The sequence below is a fragment of the Geminicoccus sp. genome (genome assembly GCF_036263595.1).
Lineage (GTDB): Bacteria > Pseudomonadota > Alphaproteobacteria > Geminicoccales > Geminicoccaceae > Geminicoccus.
In genome coordinates, this window is the sequence record NZ_DATAGQ010000032.1 from 1 (window position 1) to 21,007 (window position 21,007).

A 21,007-nucleotide genomic window follows, 5' to 3' on the forward strand; every position below is an offset into this window, starting at 1 on the left:
GATCACCCGACGCGCTCAGTGCCACGTAACGCTCATCCAGGTCGAACAACCCAGGTGATCCACCCATCGCTGCTGCCCTCCCGCTGCCAGCAGAAGCGAATCACATCCCAGATCGCACGGCTAGGTTCTTCAAACCGTCCTATTGTGTGCCGGAGGAGCGGGCGACCTACGAGAAGGTGAGGCAACTGGCCTCCGAGATGTGGATCGACTTGGCGCGGCGCTGACCGCAGGGGTGGCCGATTCTCCGCGTCCGGAGCAGAGCACTCCCAGGTTGATCCGGGTCAGTGCGACGTAACGATGAAGAACTGGAACGTCGAATGTCAGCGCGCCGACCGGCGCGGGGGCCTTTCCGTCAAGTTGAACTGGAAGAAATTCTTGATCGACAGGTTCGACGCCACCGGTTCCTCAGGCCGGTGGTCGTGGAACGACCGGCTGGAGGGGAACTTCGGCTTCGACATCCGGTATGGCCTCGCCGGGAACGGAGGGGTGTCCGGTCAGGCTGCGGCGGGGGCGGACATGGGGGCGACAACGACGGGATGCAGAACCAGGCCTGCGGCGGCCGGATCGACATCACCCTCGGCACCAGCTAGGGCGGCAGCCCCGGCGACCCCAAGGATATTGCGAACGGCGTCGGCGAGGTGACCATCCAGGACTTCACGCCCGCGTCAGAGGCAGCGACTTCGTCGCGACCGACTGGCGCCGGTCACTTCACGCTCCCCAGCGACAACCCTTTCACCAGAGCCCGCTGCATCAGCGCGAACACGACCGCCACCGGCACGGTCGCGGCGAAGGTGGCGGCCATGACGTGGTGCCAGTTGATCTTGTAGGCGCCGCCCACCAGCGTGAAGATCTGCAGGGTGAGCGTGTATTTCTCGTTCGAGCGCAGGATGGTCAGCGCCAGGACGAACTCGTTCCAGCAGTTGATGAAGGTGAAGATCGCGGTGACCGCCAAGGCGGGCAGGGCCATCGGCAGGAAGACCCGCATGAGCGACTGGAAGCGGGTGGCGCCGTCGATCCAGGCGGCTTCCTCGATCTCCTTTGGGATCGTCTTGAAGTAGGAGGACATCATCCAGGTCGCGAAGGCCAGGTTGAACGCCGCATAGCCCAGGATCAGCGCCCACTGGCTGTCGACCAGGCCCATCGCCGCCATCAGCCGGAAGATCCCGATCACCAGCACGATCGGCGAGAGCATCTGGGTCACCAGCAGGAACTGCCGATAGATCCCCTGGCCGTGCCAGCGCAGCCGCGCCATGGCATAGGCCGCCGGGATCGCCACCAGCAGCGAGATGATTGTGCCGGCAAGGCTGATCAGGACCGAGTTGAGGAGTGCCTGGCCGAACCCGGTGGCGGTCCACATCTCCACGAAGTTCTCGAACGCCAGGCGCGACGGCACCCAGGTCGGCGGGAACACGAAGATCTCGTCGCCGGGCTTGACCGCCGTGCTGAGCATGACGGCGTAGGGAAACAGGGCGACGATCGCGAACGGCCCCAGGAGCAGCCAGTAGAGGATCGAGCGCTTGGCGTAGGCGGTCACGCTTCTCTCTCCGTGGAGCGCGCCGCCAGCGCGATATAGGCGGCCGTGAACAGGAGCAGGATGGCGAACATGATCAGCGACATGGCCGCCGCCGTGTCGAGCCGGCCGTAGCGGAAGGCCAGCTTGTAAAGATAGGTCACCAGGATGTCGGTGGAGTTGGCCGGCTCGCCCTGGGTGAGGACCCAGATGATCGGGAACGAGTTGAAGACGTTGATGACGTTGAGCACGATCGCGATCTGCAGGAACGGCTTCATCAAAGGCAGCGTCATGTAGCGGAAGCGCTGCCAGCCCGTGGCGCCGTCGATCGTGGCGGCCTCGTAGACGTCGGCCGGGATGGAGGACAGCCCTCCCAGCAGGACCGTCGAGGTGAACGGGATCGAGACCAGGATGCCGATCGCGATCTCGATCGGGAATGCGGTGTCGAAGCTCGCCAGCCATTCCACCGGCCCGTCGATCAGGCCCAGCTGGAAGAGCGTCGCGTTGAACATGCCGTACTGGCCGTTCAGGCTCCAGCGCCAGACGATCGCGGTCATGGCGAGCGAGATCGCCCAGGGCAGCATGACGATCACCCGGGCGACGCCGCGCCCGAAGAAATCGTCGTTCAGCATCACCGCGATCGGGATCGAGAGCAGGATCGTCCCGCCCACGACCGTGACCGTCCACAGGATCGTGCGCCAGAGCGATCCGTAGAAGATCGGATCGTCGAACAGCTTCTCGAAATTCGCGAAGCCGGCGAAATTGCGGACCACACCGAACCGGTTCACCGAATGCAGCGACGTGTGCGCCACGTCGTAGATCGGATAGCCGATGATCCACAGGCACAGGACGAGGCTGGGCAGGATCAGCAGGAGGGCCGGCAGGGTTCGCGTTCGGTCAAGCATCCTCGTTGCGCCCCCATGCGCGGTCCGATCCACCGACAAGGCCATGCAGGTTCCGTGCCTGCATGGCCTGCTCGAAGCTGGTCGTTACTCCTGGATGGCCTCGTTGATCTTCTCGGCCGCTTCGGTGAGCGCCGCCTGCGGCTCGGCCTGGCCCTGGTAGATCCGCTGCAAGGCCGCCGTCGCGGCATCCGACGCCAGCTCCCAGTTGGGGATGAGCGGCGCAAACTTCGCATAAGGCAGCATGCCGGTGAAAGCCTGGAGCTGCTCGTCGTTGGCGAAGGTGGGATCGGCCGCCTCCGCCTTCATCACCGGCAGGAAGCCTTCCTTTTTCGAGAACTCGACCCGGTGCTTGTCGCTGAACGCGGTCTCTTCCAGGAACTGCCAGGCGACGTCCTTATGCTCGGACGACTTGAAGATCATGATCGTGTCGGTGACGCCGTAGGTCGCCTGCGTCGTGCCGACCGGGATCGGCGCCAGCGCGTAGTTGAGGTTCGGCGCCTCGGACTTGATCTGCCCGCGCAGCCAGGGACCGGACAGGATCATCGCGGCGCGCCCCTGCTTGAACAGGGATTCCATGTCCTGGCGGTTCGAGCCGGTCGGGCTCGGCTGGGTCAGGCCCTGGTCGATCATGCTCTTGTAGAGCGTAGCGGCCTTGACGCCCGCCTCGCTGTCGATGCCGGACTTGCCGTCCTGGACCAGTTCGCCGCCATGCGTCCAAAGGGCATAGTACCAGTAGATGTCGGTCTCGATCTCCTTGCCCTGCATGCCGAAGCCGTAGGCGCCCTCGCCCTTGTCCTTCACGGCCTGGGCAGCCTTGACCACTTCGTCCCAGGTCTTGGGCGGCTCGTTGAAGCCGGCGTTCGCGAGCAGGTCCTTGTTGTAATACATGGCGCGCGCCGACGCCGCGATGGGAAGGCCGTAGGTGACGCCGTCGATCACCGAAGGCTCCAGGAAGGCCTCGATGAACTTCGCCTTGAACTCGGGCGTCATGTACTCGTCGATGGGCTCGGCGATGTCGTTGGCCGCATAGTCGAGCAGCCAGCGCGTGCCGATGATCGCGATGTCGGGGGCGGTGCCGCCGGCGATGTCGGTCGTCAGGCGCTGCTGGAGATTGTCCCAGGAAACGTCCTCGAGCTTGATGTCGACATCGGGGTGGGCCGCCTCGAAATCGGATTCCATGCCCTGGAAGATGCCCATCGTATGGTCGCTGTAATGCGCCACGATGACCCGGATCTCGGTCTTGGACTGAGCGAAGGCCGGGCTCAGCGCCAGGAGCGCTGTCGCGGCGACACCGCTCATCATCACGGCTAGACGTCGATTCATGGATGACGTTCCCCTATTGGGCCCCCTTGGGCGGGAGCCTTGCCGCCGTGGACCTTAAGGGCAAGGATGCGGCCGCGGCAACGATGTCTGCGGGGGTTCACACATGGCCGAGCGGCGGCCCTACCGATCGATCTACAGCTATGCCTGGGACCTGGCCGACGAGGGGGCGGGTGCCTTCGGCGACCGCATCGCCGCCACCGGCGCCAATTCGGTCAGCCTCGCTGCCGCCTACCATGCCGGTAAGTTCATCCGGCCGCATGGGCGCAGCGGCAAGGTCTATTTCCCCGAGGATGGCACCGTCTATTTCCGGCACGACCCGTCCGCCTACCAGCGGATCCAGCCCCTGCCGAACCCGCTGCTGGCCGATCGCGACCCGCTGGCCGATCTCGCCCGCCAATTGCCCGACCTGGAGCGCTATGGCTGGGTCGTCTGCTTCCACAACACCCCGCTTGGCCGCCTTCATCCGGACCTGGTATCAAGGAACTGCTACGGCGACCCCTACTGGTACTCGCTGAACCCGGCCCATCCGGAGGCGCGCGAATATGTCGTGGCGCTCTGCCGCGACCTCACCATGCATTACGACCTGTCCGGCATCCGCCTGGAAACGCCGGGCTGGCTGCCGTTCGAGCATGGCTACCACCACGAGTTCGCCCTGATCCGCATGGATGGGTGGACGAAGCTCCTGCTGGGCCTGGACTTCTCCGAGGCGACCGTGACCCTGGCCGCGGTCGACGGCATCGACGTCCTCCATGTGCAAAAGCGCGTGCAGGCCGCCATCGACATGTTCATGGCGTCCGATATCGCCTTTACCGAAGCGCAGGCCGCCGACTGGATCGCGTCGGACCTGATCGCCGACCCCGACTTCATGGCCTTCCTGCGCTGGCGCTGCAAGCTGGTGGCCCAGGTGGTCCAGGAGATTCGCGACGTGGTTCCGGCCGGTGCCGACGTGCGGGTGATCCCCTCGGTCCAGCGCCCGTCCGCCCGCGGCTGGATCGAGGGTTCGGACCTTCGGCTCCTGGCGAACGCCTGCGACGGGCTGGAGATCTGCGCCTACGAGCGCTCGGCCGCCGACGTTCATGCCGACATCCACCATGTCCGCCGCCAGACCGGTCCCGATGCGCGGATCTCCGCCATCATGCGGCCGACCTACCCGGACCTCGCCAATGGTGCCGAGGTGCAGCAGGCCGCGCGGATCCTGGCCAGGCACGGCGTGGATGGCCTCGCCTACTATAACGACGGCCATATGCGTGCCGGCTACGTCCATGCCGCCCGCACCGCGTTCCAGGCGTTCGACGAGAGCCTGGACGACCTGCTGATGGAGAACGATTGATGAGCCGCTTCATCGCAAGGACGGTCCTGGTCACCGGCGGCGGCCGCGGCATCGGCCGGGCGACCTGCCTCAGGCTGGCGTCCGAGGGAGCAGCGGTGGCCGTGGCCGACCGCGACATCGAGCCGGCACGGGAGGTCGTGAAGGAAATCGCCGCCACCGGCCGCACCGCCGTGGCCCTCCAGGCCGACGTGACCCAGGCGCAAGCCGTGAGGACGCTGGTCGCGGATGCCGAGAAGGCGCTGGGGCCCCTGCACATCCTGGTGAACAATGCCGCGGCGACCTCGGCCACCACCATCGAGACGACCGGCGAAGCCGACTGGGACGTCGAGTTCGACGTCACCCTGCGCGCCGCCTATCTCTGCATGAAGGCGGTCCTGCCGGGCATGGTCGAGCGGGGCAAGGGCACGATCGTGGCGATCGGCTCGGTGAATGGCCGGGTCTATGTCGGCAACCCCGCCTACAGCGCCGCCAAGGCCGGCCTCGTCATGTGGGTCAAGGCGATGGCGGTCGAGTACGGCCCCAAAGGCATCCGCACCAACCTGGTAAGCCCCGGCTCGATCCGCACCGAGAACCGCTCCTGGACCGAGCGGATGGAGCGCGACCCGCAGATCTTCGAGAAGCTGGCACGCTGGTACCCGGTGGGGCGGGTCGGCACGCCGGAGGACATCGCGGCGGCGGTGGCCTATCTCGCCAGCGACGACGCGAGCTTCGTGAACGGCGCGGAACTGGTCGTGGATGGCGGCCTGACGGCGGGGATGGGGCCGTTCGTGCAGGAGATCAACGGCTAGGCGGCCCGGCCGCCCCGCCGTCCGCCCGCCGCCGGCGGGCCAACTCCCGGTAAAGCGCCTCGGGCGAGACGCCGATCTCCAGCGCCAGCAGGTGCCAGCTGCCCTTCGGCGGCAATGGCCGACGGTGAAACGCGCTCCAGGCGGCGATCCGTTCCGCCACCGTCTTCAGTGACAGGATCTCCGCCTGCCCTCGCGCCCGCCGCAATTCGAGGGCCAGGTGGCGCGCCCAGGCGCGGGCCCGGCCGGCATCTGCGCCCAGGGCGGCATCGAGCGCCTGCCGGTCGATCACGCGCAGGACCGTGGGTTCGGTGGCGACAGCGTTGCAGTGGTAGTAGGAGGCAAACAGCGACGCCTCTGCCAGCACGGCGCCCGCGGCCGCATGCTGCAGCGTCAGCTCCCCGCCATGCGGGAGCGCCCGGGTGAGCCTGACGGCCCCTCGGACCACGACATAGACGAAGCGGATTGGATCATCGGCACGGAACAGGATGTGGCCCTGTGCCAGCGCCATTTCGCGCCCCGCCATCCGCTCGAACGCGGTCATCAGGTCGTCCGACATGATCGGGATCATGTGGACTTGCCTGTTCATCTGGCAAGGATTCTCGCATGTCCTGTGCGGAGGCAATGATGCAGCGGATCCGAACGATGGCCCTGGCCAGCCTCTTGGCGGCAGCGGCGTACCTGCCGGCGGCAGCCCATCAGCATGGCCACGATACCGCTCACCACGCTCCCTTGCCCTATGCAGGCATGGAGCGTGGCTCGGTGAAGGCGTTGTCGCCCGAGCAGGAGGACGACCTCCTGGCGGGGCGCGGCAACGGCCTGGCCTTGGCGGCAGAGCTGAACGGCTATCCGGGGCCGCTGCACGTGCTGGAGCTGGCGACGCCGTTGCAGCTATCGGACGAGCAGCAGCGTCGGACGGAAGGCCTGTTCCGGGCCATGAAGGCGCAAGCCGTCGCGCTCGGAAAGGGCGTCCTGGCCGAGGAGGCCACGCTGGACCGGCTGTTCGCCGACCAGCAGATCACCGAGGCCACGCTGGATGAGATCACCCGACGTGCGGCGGTTGCCCAGGGTCGGCTGCGGGCGGCGCACCTGCGCTTTCATCTGGCGATGCTGGAGGTGTTGACGCCGCAGCAGATCGAGGCGTACCGGCGGCTGCGTGGCTATTCCGCTCCGGCCATGCTCCATCCCCGCCGCCAATGACCCGGTTGCAAGGCCGATGCGGTCGTCGCCGGTCAGGCTTTTTCCCCGTTCTCGCGCGGGAAGCCGCAGCGCCAGCGACGTACCTGCCAGTCGGCGTGCTGCTGCTGCCAGCGGGCGGCCTCGGCCTGGCCGAACAAGGTGCAGGTCATCAACGACACCTCATGGGCATCGTAGGTGAACGTTACTTCCTTGCAGTTGCCGATGAGAAGGCAGGCGGTGATGACTAGCTCGATCATGGGGATGCAGGTCCTTGCAAGCTCGAACGATGTCGGCCGACCAGGACGGAGCCCTGCGGGAACCAGACAGGCTACGAGGATGCGCAGGCACGATCGAGCGGGGCTTGGCCGGGGGAGCCAAAAACCCCCGGCACGCGGAGGCACCGTCTCTGCACCACGCAGAACCTCGTTGCCTCCCAGGTTCGAAGAGATGCTGCCAACGCCGTGACCGACGAAGTCATGACCCACCACACGTATGGATCAGGTGCATCCTGAACGACCTTCGCACATCATAGCAATTGGGATGCCACAGTGCTGCTTTGTCGTTTCGAACACGCCAGATCATCGAAGCAAGACGGAAAAGCAGAACGCTCGACGAATTAGAGCATCGTAGCCCCGATATGCTGGCCGGTTTTGCTGGATCTGCGAGCAGCGTTGTCTGGATTACTTGCAGTACTTGCCGACGAGATGCGCAGTCAGGCGCGCAAGCCGTCTGATCTCGCGACATCACAGCGCCAGCGCCTTACACGCCACTCCTGGTGCTGCCGCTGCCACCGGGCGGCCTCCATCTGCCCGAACATGGTGCAGGTCATCAGGGACACGTCGTGGGCGTCGTAGGTCAGCCTGACTTCCTGGCAGCTGCCCACCAACAGGCAGGCCGTGATGATCAATTCGATCATGGGATGAGTATCCATTTGGCGAGCGAGGCGAGTATGTGCCCCACCGCGATGATCTGATGGCTGCGCGGCCCAGGTCATGAGCAACCCCGGATCGAGACACGAAGACTCACGAAATCCCACGAAATGTACTGAAAAATCAGTGTGGGCTGGCTGCTCGCGCGGTCATATGATAAGTCGCCAGAATATTTTCTCCTCCTTGGCGAGGGGCCATTGATGTTGAGATATCAAGACCGACGGTTGGTGATCGGCGACATTGTGGTGGATTTCGTCGCAGCTACGATCAGAGGCCGGTCAGGCCTCGCTCTTCCACTGCGCGCCCAGTCGTTCGCAGTGCTCGAGTACCTGGCCCGGCATTGCGATCGCGTCGTGGCGCGTGACGAGCTGATCCATGCGGTATGGGGCGATCAGGCTGTCACCGACGATAGCTTGGTCCAGTGCATCCACGAGATTAGGAGGGTACTGAACGACGCGAACAAGACGTTGCTCCGCACCGTGCCGAAGCGAGGCTACTGCCTTGTAAGGCCGCAGGATCAGCCGACGTTCCGGTTCGACTGGAGGCTGCCAGCAGCGGCGGTGATCGTCGGAGCGGTGGCGGCGCTCGTCGGGTGCATGTCGTGGTGCCTGCTGGCGCCGGAGGGCTCGGTCGACATGGCGGCCATCGATCCTCGGCCAGCCGTGGTCACGCGCGACGAGCCTACCAGATGAGGATCGGCCATTGATCAGGATGCGTGGTCGATCGACTGACAGCGGGTACAGAAGAACGTGGCACGATTGCCTTGCACGGAGCGCACGATCGGCGTCTCGCAGACAAGGCAAGGCTTTCCGGCCCGATCATAGACCTTGAACAGGTTCTGGAAGCTGCCGAGTTCGCCGTCCGCCTGAACATAGTCCCGAAGCGACGAGCCGCCGGCCTCGATCGCCTCGCCCAGCACGGCGCGCACATTCTCGGCCAGGAGGTCCAGCACCGCTGCCGGCACTGCACCGGCGGGAGTCGCCGGGTTGAGCCGCGTGCGAAACAGCGCTTCCGAAGCGTAGATATTGCCCACGCCCACCACCAGCTTCTGGTCCATGAGCGCCAGCTTCACCGCGACGATCCTGTTCCGGAACGCGTCCGCCAGCTCCAGGCCGGAAAAGGCGTTGCCCAGCGGTTCCATCCCCAGTCCGGCCAGCAGCCTGTGACGGGGCAGGTCCTCCACCGTCGTCAGGTCCAGCGCGCCGAACCGGCGCGGGTCGACGAAGCGGAGCACGGTCCCGTCGTCGAAGCTGAAGGTCAGGTGCTCGTGGGCTCCTTGCGGGTTTCCGTCGAAGATCAGGCGCCCGGACATGCCCATGTGGAGGAGCACGACCTGCCCGTCGTCCAGGAAAAGCTGGATGTACTTGGCCCGGCGGCCGAACGCCTCGACCCGCCGGCCGGCCAGGCGCTGCGGAAGCTGGGCGGGCAGGGGCCAGCGAAGGTCGGGGCGGCGCTGGATGGTTTGGGCGAAGCGGCGGCCGGTCAGGCGCAGCTCCAGGGCGCGCTTCATGGTTTCGACTTCGGGGAGCTCGGGCAAGGGTATGGTCCGGAACGGCTGGAGGCGGCGCTCTTTGTTGAGCATGCTCCTGCCATCACTTAGAACCGCGCGGCAAGCAGGGCGAGGAAACGGCTGATCATGACGGACCCAGCGGACGAACTCGCGCGTTCCTTCGGCTTCCAGCCGGTCGACCCGGCCGAGAAGGCCGGCAAGGTCCGCCAGGTCTTCGACCGGGTGGCCGGCCGCTACGACCTGATGAACGACCTGATGAGCGCTGGCGTCCACCGCCTGTGGAAGAACGCGCTGGTCGACTGGCTGGCCCCCCGCCGTGGCATCCGCCACCTGGACGTGGCGGGCGGGACGGGCGACGTGGCGTTCCGGATCGCCGACCGGGTCGGCGGCGAGGCCGACATCACGATCTGCGACATCAACCATGCCATGCTGGAAGTGGGCCGCGACAGGGCGATCGACCGGGGCCTGGTGCGCGGCCTGTCCTGGGTCACCGGCGATGCCATGGCGCTGCCCATGCCCGACCGCTCGTTCGACAGCTACACGATCGCGTTCGGCATCCGCAACGTGACCCATATCGACCAGGCCCTGAGCGAAGCGTTCAGGGTGCTCAAACCCGGCGGGCGCTTCCTCTGCCTGGAGTTCTCGCGCCTGGTCATCCCCCAGCTGAGGTCGGCCTATGACCGCTACTCGATGGGCGTGATCCCGGTGATGGGCAGGCTGGTCGCCAACGATGCCGAGAGCTACCGCTATCTCGTCGAGAGCATCCGCCGCTTCCCCGACCAGAAGAAGTTCGCCGGCATGATCGAGAAGGCGGGCTTCGACCTGGTCAAGGTCCGCAACCTGTCCGGCGGCATCGCCGCGATCCATTCCGGCTGGCGCCTCTGACATTGCTCCGACCGATCCGCCACGTCATTCGCGGCATCCGGGTCATCCGGGTCCTGATGCGCCACCAGGCGCTGTTCTTCGTCGAGCTCCTGCCGGTCTCGCCGCCGGTGCGCAGACTGGCCCGTCCCTGGACCGGCGGCAGGGCGACGCGGCGGCCGGGCCAGCGTCTGGCCGATGCGCTGGTCGAGCTCGGCCCCAGCTTCGTCAAGCTCGGCCAGACGCTCGCGGTCCGCCCGGACCTGATGGGCAGCCAGGTGGCACGCGACCTCGCGCGGCTGCAGGACCGGCTCGAGCCGTTCCCGGCCGAGCAGGCCCTGGCGCTGATCGAGCGTGAGCTGGAAGCGCCGGTCGAGCGGGTGTTTGCGCGTTTCGACAGGGTGCCTGTCGCGGCGGCCTCGGTGGCCCAGGTCCATTTCGCCGAGCTGCCGGACGGAAGGGAAGTCGCGGTCAAGGTGCTCAGGCCTGGCATCGAGGCCAAGATCGAGGCGGAGCTGGGCTTCTTCCTGTGGCTGGCCGAGGCGGTCGAGTACCTGTTCCCGCATCTGCGCCGCCTGCGCCCGGTCGAGACCGTGCAGGTCCATGCCTTGTGGACCCGCCGCGAGCTCGACCTGCGGCTGGAAGCGGCCGCGGCGGCCGAGTTCGCCCTGAACTGCGCGGAGGACGAAGGCTTCAGGGTTCCCTATGTCGACTGGGAGCGCACCTCGCGCCGGGTCCTGACCCTGGAGCGCATCAGCGGCACGCCGTCCGACCAGCGCGCCCGGCTGATCGAGCAGGGACTGGACCCCGTCCGGATCCTGGACCGTGCCGCGGTCGTCTTCTTCAACCAGGTGTTCCGCGACGGCTTCTTCCATGCCGACATGCATCCAGGGAACACCTTCATCGAGCCGGACGGTACGATCGTGCCCGTCGATTTCGGGATCATGGGAAGGCTCGACCTGGATACCCGCAAGTACCTGGCGGAGATCCTGATCGGCTTCCTCGACCGCGACTATCGGCGGGTGGCCGACGTGTTCGTGCGCGCGGGCTATGTCCCGATCGACGAGGACCGCGATGCCTTCGCGCAGGCGGCCCGTGCCATCGGCGAGCCGATCCTGGGCAAGCCGCTGGCCGACATCTCGATCGGCCGGCTGTTCGGCCAGATCCTGACCGTCGCCGAGCAGTTCCACATGCAGCAGCAGCCTCACCTCCTGCTCCTGCAGAAGACGATGGTGGTGGCTGAAGGCGTGGGCCGGGCGCTCGATCCGACCGTCAACATCTGGCAGACGGCCCAGCCGCTCGTGGCGGGTTGGATCGCGCGCCACCTGGGGCCACATGCCAAGGCGATGGAGCTGGCGCAGGACGTCTATGACGCAGCTAGGCGGGCGCCGGTGGTGCTGCGACGGCTGGAACAGACGCTGGTGCGCATGGAGCGCCAGCAGATGGTGCTCAAGGATCGGGCACCCATCTGGCTGTTCCTGGCGCTGGCGGCCTTCCTGCTCGGCTGGACGATTCGCTGACCGCAAGGATCATGGTGATGGACGAGCCCCTCTTGGACCCGCGGGTGCTGGCCGATGGTGCGGGCGGCCGGCTGCTCCTCGTGATCGGCGGCGGCATCGCCGCCTATAAATGCCTGGAGCTGATCCGCCGCCTCAAGGACCGGGGGATCGCCGTCCGCTGCGTGATGACCAGGAGTGCCGCGCAGTTCGTGACGCCCCTGTCGGCGGCGGCCCTGTCCGTGGACAAGGTCTATACCGAGCTGTTCTCGCTGACCGACGAGGCGGAGATGGGCCATATCCGCTTGTCCCGGGAGGCGGACCTCGTGCTGGTGGCGCCGGCCACCGCCGACCTTCTCGCCAAGATGGTCCACGGCCAGGCCGACGACTTGGCGTCCACCGTGCTGCTGGCGACGGACAAGCCGGTGATGGTGGCGCCCGCCATGAACCCGATGATGTGGAACCACCCTGCGACCCGCCGCAACGTGGCCCAGCTCAAGGCGGATGGTGTCGCCTTCGTCGGCCCGGACGCCGGGGACATGGCCTGCGGCGAGGTGGGCTCTGGGCGCATGGCCGAGCCTGCGCGGATCCTCGAGGAGGTGCTGGAACGGCTGGCGGCGCCGCGGCGCCAGCGGCCGCTGGCGGGGCTGCGGGCGCTGGTCACCAGCGGGCCCACCCGCGAGCCGATCGACCCGGTCCGCTTCATCATGAACCACAGCTCGGGCAAGCAGGGGCACGCCATCGCAGGAGAACTCGCCGCCGCCGGTGCCGACGTCATCCTGGTGTCGGGCCCGGTGAGCCTGCCTGACCCTCCAGGCGTGCGGGTGGTGCGGGTCGAGACGGCGCGCGAGATGCTGGCTGCCTGCCAGGCGGCCTTGCCGATCGATGTGGCGGTATGCGCGGCCGCCGTCGCCGACTGGCGTCCCGCACACACACCCGAACAGAAGATCAAGAAGGAAGCGGGAGCCGCCGCCCCCGTGCTTCAACTGGTCGAGAACCCGGACATTCTCAGCACCATCTCGGCCGCCGGGCCGCAGCGGCCCCGGCTGGTGATCGGCTTTGCCGCGGAGACCGAGAACGTGGTGGCACAGGCGACGCGCAAGCGGGCCCGCAAGAACTGCGACTGGATCCTGGGCAACGACGTGTCCCCGAGCGCTGGCACGTTCGGTGGCGACTCCAATCAGGTGACGCTGGTGACCGGCGACGGCCCGCCGGAACCATGGCCGGCCACATCCAAGCGGGAAGTCGCACGTCGGCTGGCCCTGCGCATCGCAGGGGCGCTGGGCCATGGCTGACCTCGAGGTGCCCATCCGTCGGGAGGCGCATGCGCTGGACCTGCCGCTGCCGGCCTATGCCACCGCCGGCTCGGCCGGGATGGATCTGCTGGCGGCCATCGACGCGCAGGCGCCGCTGATCCTGCTCCCGTTGCAGCGTGCGGTCGTGCCGACCGGCATCTCCATCGAGTTGCCGGACGGTTATGAGGCACAGGTGAGGCCGCGTTCCGGCCTTGCCGCACGGAACGGCGTCACCGTACTGAACGCTCCCGGAACGGTTGATTCGGACTACCGGGGCGAGATTGCCGTCATTCTCATTAACCTAGGTGAATCAAAGATGCAGATCGAGCGCGGCCTGAGGATCGCGCAACTCGTGATAGCGCCGATTGTACGCTGCAAATGGAAAGAGAATTCTACTTTAAGGGAAACCCCACGCGGAGTCGGAGGTTTTGGCTCTACCGGATTAGCCTGCGCTAACGGGGGGCGAGATGGATAGCTTGTCCGCCACTGCGAGGAGAGTGGCCTGATGCTGAAACCTTCGAAGAAACTAAGCCTGGCGCTGGAAGCCGTCACCGACATCGCGTTCCACGGTGGCAGTGACCCGGTACAAAGTCAGGACATCGCCCGGCGGCTGAACCTGCCGCGGCGCTACCTGGAACAGGTGATGCAGCAGCTGGTACGTGCCGGGCTGCTCAAGGGCGTCCGTGGCCCCAGAGGCGGCTACAGGCTGGCCCGCGAGCGCCGGCGCATCAGCGTTGGCGAGATCATCAGGGTCGTTCAGGGCGACATCGACCTGAGCGCCACCCCGATGAACGGTCACATGGCGGAGGCCGGCGAGCATGAACAGAGCGGGTCACCACTCGGTGCGCTGGTCATCACGCCGTTCTTCGACCGTACCGAGCGGGAACTGATGCAGCGCCTGGAAGGCGTGAGCATCGAGGACCTCTGCCAGGAAGCCCGCCGCGCCGGACTGACCGGCGACCATGCGCGCACCGCCGACTTCGTGATCTAGGTGAAGCACGGTCGGGCCGGCGAACCGGTCCGACCGTGGTCACGGCAGAACGCGTCCCTGGGGTGCGCCTGGAAACATGGTGCCGGCCGGTTGCAGGGAGCCGGAATACCATTACATTCCGCATAGGCTGGGTGGCTTTTGCGGAGTTGTGCAAGATGGCGACTGTAAATCAGGGAACGCGGCTGGACAGCGGAGCGCGCGGCCGCATCTATGACAGCATCATCGACACCATCGGCAACACCCCGCTCGTCCGCCTGCACCGGATGGCCGAGCAGCGCGGGGTAAAGGCCGAGATCCTGGCCAAGCTCGAGTTCTTCAACCCGCTGAGTTCGGTCAAGGACAGGATCGGCTACTCGATGATCGAGGCGGCCGAGCAGTCCGGGCAGATCGACAAGAACACCGTCCTGGTCGAACCGACTTCGGGCAATACCGGCATCGCGCTTGCCTTCGTGGCGGCGGCCAAGGGCTACCGGCTGATCCTGACCATGCCGGAGACCATGTCGCTGGAGCGCCGCAAGGTGCTGAAGCTGCTGGGTGCCGAACTGGTGCTCACGCCCGGTCCCAAGGGCATGCGCGGCGCCATCGAGGAGGCGCAGCGGATCGTCGCCGAGACCACGAATGCGGTGATCCTGCAGCAGTTCGAGAACCCCGCCAACCCGGCGATCCACCGGATCACCACCGCCGAGGAGATCTGGACCGACACTGGCGGCAAGCTCGATGCCTTCGTCGCTGGCGTCGGCACGGGTGGTACGGTGACCGGCGTCGGCGAAGTCCTCAAGCCGCGCCTGCCGAACCTGAAGGTCTTCGCCGTGGAGCCGGAGGACAGCCCGGTCCTGTCGGGCGGCAAGCCCGGACCCCACAAGATCCAGGGCATCGGCGCCGGCTTCATCCCGGCCAACCTGAACAGCGACGTCCTGGACGAGGTCGTCAAGATCGGCAACCAGACCGCCTTCGAGACGGCGCGCCAGGTCGCCAAGCTTGAAGGAATCCCGATCGGGATTTCGAGTGGGGCTGCGGTCGCCGCTGCGCTGGAGGTAGGTTCGCGGCCCGAGTATGCGGGCAAGCGGATCGTGGTGATCCTGGCGTCCAGTGCCGAGCGCTACCTGTCCACCGACCTGTTCGCCGATCTGGCCTGAGCCGGGGCGCAGGCCGCAGGATCCGGGCCTCCATGGGTCACCATGGAGGCCTTTTTCGTTGACCCCACCGGCGTAAAGGCTTTGTTAACCACTCCCGGTCCATCTTCGGCACGTGCCGAGGATGGTGCCCGCAAAAGCAGGCTTGTCAGCGGCATAGAGACTGTTATCCTAGGACCAAGAGCCTAGAGAGGTTAGCCGTGAACCTGGAACTCCGTCCCGCCACTCCGTTCGTCCCGCCGGTAGTGCCGCGTGTGCTGCAGATGGTCCTGCTCGGGACGGGCGAGCCCGTGGAACTCATCCATGTCGAGGACGACGAGGACGTCCGTCGGTTCTGCGTCGAGCGGCCGTGCGGCACCCGCCTCCTGATCGTGGAGGAGCAACTGGGCTGCCGGGGCTTTCGCCTGAACTGACGGTTCAGGGCTGCTCGCCCCGGGCGAGCCTCGCCTCGATCGCATCGACCACCGGCAGGAGTTCCGCGACCGAAGGGATCACGTAATGGGCACCGGCCGCGCGCATCCGGTCCGAGGCCCATCCGATCCGGTCCGCCTGCTGCGCGGGCGTGAGCGCCTTCCAGTCCTTCTCGTCCAACCCGACCTCGTTCCCCGACGCCGTGATCGCAACCGTCCACATCCCGGCCGACAGGCCCTCGTCAATGCCTGGAATGGTGTCGTCGACCTTGATGCAGGCCGCAACCGAGCGCACGGCCAGGTCAGCGGCGTTAGTCAGGCACATGGCAGGAAAGGGGCGGGCCCTCCTGACGTCCGAGGCTGCCACCGCGCTGTCGACATGCAGGCCCTGTCGCTCCATCGCCGCCAGCACCACCTCCATCATCGCCCGGTTGTAACCGGTATTGACGCCGATCCGGATGCCGCGCGCCCGCAGCGCCGCCACCGTGTCCAGGACCCCCGGGATCAGGTCGGAGAAGGCCGGCAGGGTCTCGATCTGCAGCGGAATGAAGTCCTGGTAGATGGCGTCGACGTCCCCTTCGGTCGACGCGCGGCCATGTCTGGCGACGAAGCGGGCCTGGATCGCCGGCGCTGCCAGCAACTCAGCGACATGGGCACGCTTTTCCGCGCCCATCGGGCCCCGCGCCTCGGCCAGGCTGATCTCCACGCCATGGCGGCGAAAGACTTCGACGAACACGCCGGCCGGCGCCCGCGATCCGAAGTCCACGACCGTGCCGGCCATGTCGAAGATCACCGCTTCGACAGGGCCGGCATAGAAACGGCGATACCTGAAACTCATCCCGACAACTCCCTTCTTCGGCTGGCCGGCGACGGCGCCGGCGCCAAGATGTTCAGGCACTGCCGCAGGCCTTCGGAACACGCGTGCCATTCGGCACGAACGAAGCTGGGCCCTGGCTCGACGCCATCACTGCATCTTGCACGAACGAACTCGAGCACCGATCCGTCATCTGCGGACCATATCCATCGCGCCGCTGCACGAACGAACCCAGGAGCGGCCGGCCGGGTGGTGCCGCGCGGATCCATCGCTGGCAGCGAGCATGGCTCAAGCGGCCGCCGGCATTGCCAATCCCATCTCCGCGACCGCTTCGCCGACGGCCGCCACCGCCGCCTTCATTTCCGAGGCACCGAGGGCGCCGATGCAACCCATCCGGAACGAGGGAGCGACGGTGAGCTTGCCTGGATAGATGGCGAAGCCGCGCTGCCGGAGGGCCTCGTAGAACCGGTCGAACGAGAAGGCCGGGTCATTGGGCAGCTTGAAGGTCACGATGATCGGCGCCTGGAGGGCGTCGGGCAGCAGGGTCTCGAAGCCAAGCGCCCGCATGCCCTCGACCAGGATCCGGCAGTTCTGCCGGTAGCGTTCTCCGCGTCCGGCGACCCCGCCTTCCGCGCTGTGCTCGGCCAGGGCCTGGTGCAGGGCCGCGATGACGTGCGTGGGTGGCGTGAAGCGCCACTGCCCGGTCATCCGCATCGCCGCCTCCTGCGCGAACAGGTCCAGGCACAGCGCCGGCGCCTGGGTCTCCGTGGCCGCGAGTGCTGCGCGCCGCGCGATGACGAAGCCCATGCCCGGCACGCCTTCCAGGCATTTATTCGAGGAGGCGGCCAGGGCATCGAACGGGATCTGGCGCGCGTCGACGGGCAGGGCGCCAAAGGTGCTCATCGCGTCGATCAGGAGGCGCCGGCCATGCCTGGCCACGCTGTGCGCGACATCAGCCAAAGGGTTGAGGATGCCCGACGTCGTCTCGCAATGGACCACCGCCACATGGCTGATCGCGGGGTCTGCCGCCAGCATCCGCTCCAGGGCCTGGACATCGTTCGGCTGGTTCTCCGGCTGCTCCAGGACCGCCACGTTCCGGCCGTGCCGCCGCACCATCTGCACCATGCGGTCACCATAGGCGCCGTTGACACAAACCAGGATCCGCCCCGTCGGCGGCAGGAACGTGCCCAGCATCGCCTCCACGGCGAACGAGCCGCTGCCTTGCATCGGCACGGCAACCAGCTCGTCCGGATCGCCGGCCAAGGCTGCCAGTTGCCGCAGCACGTCGGCATTCAGGTCGATGAAGGCGCTGTCGCGCGAGCCCCAGTCCCGCAGCATGGCCGCCTTCACGCTGGCCCTCGTGGTGAGGGGGCCGGGCGTGAGCAGCAACGGTTCCTCGGCAGAATATCTCATTGGGTCGGCTCCAGCGGCGTTTCGTAGACTTGTCCAATGTCGTCCGATAAGTCAAATCGATCGAGCCGATGATGGTATAAGAGAAACCGATGAACCTGCCGAGCCTGCGGGCACTCGATGCCGTACTCGCCACGGGAGGCTTCGGGCGCGCGGCCGAGCGGTTGAACCTCAGCCAGCCCGCCGTCAGCGCCCAGATCCTTGCGCTTGAGCGGCAGTACGGCGTGGAGTTGTTTCGACGAGGTCCTGCAGGTGCGGCGCCGACGGAACTCGGGCAGGAACTGGCGCCTCATGTGCGGCGCATCCTCGGCCTGCTGCGCGACCTCGAGCATCTCCTGCTGCAGGCACGCAACCTCGACCGGGGCAGGCTCACGCTCGCTGCCGACGGACCGTTCGCGGCCATGCCCCTGCTGCGCCGGCTGCGCGACCGGCACCCCGCCATTGCCAGCAGCCTTACCACCGGCAATACGGCCGCCACCCTGGTGGCCGTTCGCTCCGGCATCGCCGACGCCGGCGTGGTGAGCCTGATCGAGGCTGCGCCTGACCTGGCCCGTGTCCGCCTGGAATCCGACCGGGTCGTGCTCCTGCTTCCGGTGAGCCATCCCTGGAGCGCGCGCGCGACGGTGAGCATGGCCGAGATGGCCGGGATCGCCGTGGTCGCGCGCGAAGAAGGGAGCGCCACCTTCCGCCTGTTTGCCGCCGCCTGTGCCAGATCGGGCGTCCGGCCGGAGCTGGCCTTGCGCCTGGGCTCGCGCGAGGCGATGCGCGAAGCGGTGGCAGCCGGCTTCGGTGTTGGCGCGGTGTTCGAGCGGGAAGCTGGCACCGATCCGCGCCTGACGACCGTGGCGCTGGACGGCTCGGACCTGACGGCGGACACCTGCCTGGTCGCCCTGCCGGAGCGAGCCGAGCTGGGGGTCGTCAGGGCCCTTTTCCAGCTGGCCGAGGAGGCTCAGGCCGCGCTGCGGACTTCCTGACGTCCAGAAGCCTGGCGGCCGACACGGCGCTGCGGCGGGAAGGTCATGCTGATCTTCAGGCCGGGCTTGGCATCGTCCAGTTCGAGCTTGGCCTCGTGCAGCCGGGCCACCGCTGCCACCAGGGAGAGGCCCAGCCCATTGCCGGGCGTGCTCCGTTCCATGTCCAGCCGCACGAAACGCTCGAGCGCCCGCTCCCGCATCTCGGCGGGAATGCCCGGGCCGTCGTCCACGATGATCAAGGCCGGTGTCGGCCGCTCCCGGACATCCACCGTGACATGGCCGTTCTCGACCCCGTACTTGATCGCGTTGTCGACGACATTGGCCAGAGCCTGTGCCACGAGATGACGGTTGCCGACGACCATCGCATCGCGCGGCGCCTTCAGACGGAGTTCGATGCTCTTCTCCTCGGCCAGGGGCTCGTAGAGCTCCGTCACGTCCTGCGCCATCTCGCGCAGGCTGAACGGCTCGAATTCCGCCTGCTGCTCCCCGCTCTCGGCCCGTGCGATCGAAAGGATCGCGTTGAAGGTGTGGATGAGCGAATCGGCATCGCGCACGGTCGCTTCCAGCAACTCGCGCGCCTCGTCGCTCTGCTCGCCCATCAGGGCTACCTCGATCCGCGACCGCAGCCGGTTCAGCGGCGTGCGCAGATCATGGGCCACGTTGTCGGTGACCTGGCGCATGCCGGCCAGGAGGCGCTCGATCCGGTCGAGCATCCGGTTGAGGTTGCGCGCGAGCTCGTCGAACTCGTCGCCGCTGCCCTTGTCGACGAAGCGCTGCGTGAGGTCGCCGGTCATGATGCGGGTCGTGGCCCGATTCACGTCGTCCAGCCGACCGAGCATCCAGCGGCTCATGACCAGCCCGCCGAGCAGGCCCAGCAGGATCATCACGCCGCCGCCGATCATGAGCGTGTTGAGCAGCGTTGCCTGGATCGACAGCCTCGATTCGATGTCGCGTCCGACCAGCAGGCGGGCGTTGTTCTCGAGGAGGAACCCCCGGGCCAGCGCCCGGTGCGAGGCGACGGAATTGTCGCCCTCGATGCCGGTCTCGATCATGAACCGGACATAGCCCTCCTTCGTCTCCTGGCCCTCCGGCCACCGGTCGATATTGCCGGCCATGATGCGGCCGGAACGGTCGACGAGCAGGTAGATGGAGGCACGGTCCGGCCGGGCTGCCGCACGCTGGGCGATCGTGTTGCGCAGGCCGCCCAGGCCACGCAGACGGTACTGGTCCACGAAGCCCGTGATCTCGGCCGTGATCGTCTCCTCGGTCTGCCGCTCCATGTAGGCGACCGAGGCGACATAGATGAATCCGAACAGCACGGCCGCCGAGACGCAGAACAGCGCCATGTAGACGAGCGTGAGCCGGAATGTGGAGGTTCTAAGAAGCTTTGTCGGCAACACGGAGCGAATACCCGGCCCCGCGGACCGTGTGGATCATCGGATAGGAGAAGCCACGGTCGATCTTGTGCCGGAGCCGGCTGATATGGACGTCGATGACGTTGGTCTGCGGATCGAACCGGTAGTCCCAGACCTTCTCCAGCAGCATCGTGCGGGTCATGACCTGCCCCGCATGCCGCATCAGCGTCTCGAGCAGCCGGAACTCGCGCGGCTGCAGGTCGATCTCCTTGCCGGCCCGCTCGACCCGCCGCCCCAGCAGGTCCATCATCAAGTCGCCGTAGCGCAGGACGGTCTCGGGCGTGTCGCCCGCGGTCGACCCACGCCGCGCCAGGGTCTCGACCCGGGCAAGCAGTTCGGAAAAGGCGTAAGGTTTTACCAGATAGTCGTCACCGCCAGCACGCAGCCCCTTCACCCGGTCGGTGACCTCGCCCAGCGCCGACAGGAAAAGGACCGGCGTGTGGTTGCCGGTCGCACGCAAGGTCTTGACCAACGACAGACCGTCCAGGCCCGGAAGCATGCGGTCGACGATCAACACATCATAGCCGTTGGCGGCGGCCATGAGCAGGCCGTCCTTGCCGGTATGCGCGACGTCAGCCCCATGGCCGCTCTCCACGAGCCCCTTGGCCATGTACTGAGCGGCGTCCTTGTCGTCCTCGATTACCAGAATACGCATTGCCGCGTTTCGCCCTGAAGAAGCGGCTACGTCCACCGCTCCGGTGAAACTAGCCGAACATGAAGCGGCGCGCGAGGTCGTC

At 66.9% G+C, this 21,007-nt stretch carries 23 protein-coding genes; 12 read left to right on the plus strand and 11 right to left on the minus strand.

Going from position 1 to position 21,007, the window contains the following annotated elements; all coding sequences use genetic code 11:
• Positions 1-703: 703 nt before the first annotated feature.
• From VHL31_RS02285 to VHL31_RS02295, 3 genes are all read right to left on the minus strand, one after another.
• Positions 704-1,534, minus strand: coding sequence for a carbohydrate ABC transporter permease (locus tag VHL31_RS02285; protein ID WP_329659582.1), 831 nt, complete (start codon positions 1,532-1,534; stop codon positions 704-706).
• A complete protein-coding gene (locus tag VHL31_RS02290) occupies positions 1,531-2,415 on the minus strand; it encodes a sugar ABC transporter permease (RefSeq protein WP_329659583.1) in 885 nt (294 codons plus the stop codon). The genes VHL31_RS02285 and VHL31_RS02290 overlap by 4 nt, the downstream gene beginning before the upstream one ends.
• Positions 2,416-2,499: 84 nt before the next feature.
• The gene (locus VHL31_RS02295; protein WP_329659584.1) at positions 2,500-3,738 is read right to left on the minus strand and encodes an ABC transporter substrate-binding protein; all 1,239 of its coding nucleotides are present in this window, start codon (positions 3,736-3,738) and stop codon (positions 2,500-2,502) included.
• Between the two features lie 103 nt (positions 3,739-3,841).
• Here VHL31_RS02295 and VHL31_RS02300 point away from each other — a divergent pair, with 103 nt between their 5' ends.
• Entirely contained in the window at positions 3,842-5,068 is a 1,227-nt protein-coding gene (locus tag VHL31_RS02300) for a hypothetical protein (protein WP_329659585.1), read from the plus strand.
• Positions 5,068-5,856 (plus strand): SDR family NAD(P)-dependent oxidoreductase, encoded by a 789-nt coding sequence (locus VHL31_RS02305; RefSeq protein ID WP_329659586.1) that lies wholly within the window; start codon positions 5,068-5,070, stop codon positions 5,854-5,856. Before VHL31_RS02300 ends, VHL31_RS02305 begins: the two co-directional genes overlap by 1 nt.
• Here the strand turns inward: VHL31_RS02305 and VHL31_RS02310 are convergent.
• The gene (locus VHL31_RS02310; RefSeq protein WP_329659587.1) at positions 5,846-6,442 is read right to left on the minus strand and encodes a Crp/Fnr family transcriptional regulator; all 597 of its coding nucleotides are present in this window, start codon (positions 6,440-6,442) and stop codon (positions 5,846-5,848) included. The genes VHL31_RS02305 and VHL31_RS02310 overlap by 11 nt on opposite strands.
• A 56-nt stretch (positions 6,443-6,498) precedes the next feature.
• Between VHL31_RS02310 and VHL31_RS02315 the strand changes: the two genes are divergently transcribed.
• Positions 6,499-7,053 (plus strand): hypothetical protein, encoded by a 555-nt coding sequence (locus VHL31_RS02315; RefSeq protein ID WP_329659588.1) that lies wholly within the window; start codon positions 6,499-6,501, stop codon positions 7,051-7,053.
• A gap of 32 nt (positions 7,054-7,085) precedes the next feature.
• On the opposite strand, the gene VHL31_RS02320 is transcribed toward VHL31_RS02315, so the two are convergent.
• Together VHL31_RS02320 and VHL31_RS02325 are read right to left on the minus strand one after the other, a co-directional pair.
• On the minus strand, positions 7,086-7,289 hold the full coding sequence (locus VHL31_RS02320; RefSeq protein WP_329659589.1) for a hypothetical protein: 204 nt from the start codon (positions 7,287-7,289) through the stop codon (positions 7,086-7,088).
• A gap of 455 nt (positions 7,290-7,744) precedes the next feature.
• Complete coding sequence (locus tag VHL31_RS02325) at positions 7,745-7,948, minus strand: hypothetical protein (RefSeq protein WP_329659590.1); 204 nt, start codon at positions 7,946-7,948, stop codon at positions 7,745-7,747.
• 213 nt (positions 7,949-8,161) lie between these two features.
• On the opposite strand from VHL31_RS02325, the gene VHL31_RS02330 reads away from it, so the two are divergent.
• Positions 8,162-8,653: a winged helix-turn-helix domain-containing protein gene (locus VHL31_RS02330; protein WP_329659591.1), complete on the plus strand. Its 492-nt coding sequence runs from the start codon at positions 8,162-8,164 to the stop codon at positions 8,651-8,653.
• A 14-nt stretch (positions 8,654-8,667) separates the two neighbouring features.
• Here VHL31_RS02330 and mutM read toward each other — a convergent pair whose 3' ends face one another.
• Complete coding sequence (mutM, locus tag VHL31_RS02335; protein WP_329659592.1) at positions 8,668-9,498, minus strand: bifunctional DNA-formamidopyrimidine glycosylase/DNA-(apurinic or apyrimidinic site) lyase; 831 nt, start codon at positions 9,496-9,498, stop codon at positions 8,668-8,670.
• Positions 9,499-9,597: 99 nt separating this feature from the next.
• Between mutM and ubiE the strand changes: the two genes are divergently transcribed.
• The 7 genes from ubiE to VHL31_RS02370 all read left to right on the plus strand — a co-directional run bounded on the left by ubiE (position 9,598) and on the right by VHL31_RS02370 (position 15,660).
• A complete protein-coding gene (gene ubiE / locus VHL31_RS02340) occupies positions 9,598-10,356 on the plus strand; it encodes a bifunctional demethylmenaquinone methyltransferase/2-methoxy-6-polyprenyl-1,4-benzoquinol methylase UbiE (protein WP_329659593.1) in 759 nt (252 codons plus the stop codon).
• A gap of 2 nt (positions 10,357-10,358) precedes the next feature.
• Entirely contained in the window at positions 10,359-11,852 is a 1,494-nt protein-coding gene (gene ubiB / locus VHL31_RS02345; protein ID WP_329659594.1) for a 2-polyprenylphenol 6-hydroxylase, read from the plus strand.
• Positions 11,853-11,869: 17 nt separating this feature from the next.
• Positions 11,870-13,123, plus strand: a complete 1,254-nt coding sequence (coaBC, locus tag VHL31_RS02350; RefSeq protein WP_329659595.1) for a bifunctional phosphopantothenoylcysteine decarboxylase/phosphopantothenate--cysteine ligase CoaBC — start codon at positions 11,870-11,872, stop codon at positions 13,121-13,123.
• Positions 13,116-13,598 (plus strand): dUTP diphosphatase, encoded by a 483-nt coding sequence (gene dut / locus VHL31_RS02355; protein WP_329659596.1) that lies wholly within the window; start codon positions 13,116-13,118, stop codon positions 13,596-13,598. The genes coaBC and dut overlap by 8 nt, the downstream gene beginning before the upstream one ends.
• 30 nt (positions 13,599-13,628) lie before the next feature.
• The gene (locus VHL31_RS02360; protein ID WP_329659597.1) at positions 13,629-14,114 is read left to right on the plus strand and encodes an Rrf2 family transcriptional regulator; all 486 of its coding nucleotides are present in this window, start codon (positions 13,629-13,631) and stop codon (positions 14,112-14,114) included.
• A 155-nt stretch (positions 14,115-14,269) separates the two neighbouring features.
• On the plus strand, positions 14,270-15,250 hold the full coding sequence (cysK, locus tag VHL31_RS02365; protein ID WP_329659598.1) for a cysteine synthase A: 981 nt from the start codon (positions 14,270-14,272) through the stop codon (positions 15,248-15,250).
• A gap of 197 nt (positions 15,251-15,447) precedes the next feature.
• Complete coding sequence (locus VHL31_RS02370; RefSeq protein WP_329659599.1) at positions 15,448-15,660, plus strand: hypothetical protein; 213 nt, start codon at positions 15,448-15,450, stop codon at positions 15,658-15,660.
• 4 nt (positions 15,661-15,664) lie between these two features.
• On the opposite strand, the gene phnX is transcribed toward VHL31_RS02370, so the two are convergent.
• Both phnX and VHL31_RS02380 read right to left on the minus strand, forming a co-directional pair.
• Positions 15,665-16,495, minus strand: a complete 831-nt coding sequence (gene phnX / locus VHL31_RS02375) for a phosphonoacetaldehyde hydrolase (RefSeq protein ID WP_329659600.1) — start codon at positions 16,493-16,495, stop codon at positions 15,665-15,667.
• A gap of 264 nt (positions 16,496-16,759) precedes the next feature.
• Entirely contained in the window at positions 16,760-17,884 is a 1,125-nt protein-coding gene (locus tag VHL31_RS02380; protein ID WP_329659601.1) for a 2-aminoethylphosphonate--pyruvate transaminase, read from the minus strand.
• 89 nt (positions 17,885-17,973) lie between these two features.
• Here VHL31_RS02380 and VHL31_RS02385 point away from each other — a divergent pair, with 89 nt between their 5' ends.
• Complete coding sequence (locus VHL31_RS02385; RefSeq protein WP_329659602.1) at positions 17,974-18,855, plus strand: LysR substrate-binding domain-containing protein; 882 nt, start codon at positions 17,974-17,976, stop codon at positions 18,853-18,855.
• Here the strand turns inward: VHL31_RS02385 and VHL31_RS02390 are convergent.
• Positions 18,831-20,201: a HAMP domain-containing sensor histidine kinase gene (locus VHL31_RS02390; RefSeq protein WP_329659603.1), complete on the minus strand. Its 1,371-nt coding sequence runs from the start codon at positions 20,199-20,201 to the stop codon at positions 18,831-18,833. The two genes, VHL31_RS02385 and VHL31_RS02390, sit on opposite strands and share 25 nt — an antisense overlap.
• Positions 20,202-20,232: 31 nt before the next feature.
• Positions 20,233-20,925 (minus strand): response regulator transcription factor, encoded by a 693-nt coding sequence (locus VHL31_RS02395; protein WP_027135728.1) that lies wholly within the window; start codon positions 20,923-20,925, stop codon positions 20,233-20,235.
• Between the last annotated feature and the right edge of the window lie 82 nt (positions 20,926-21,007).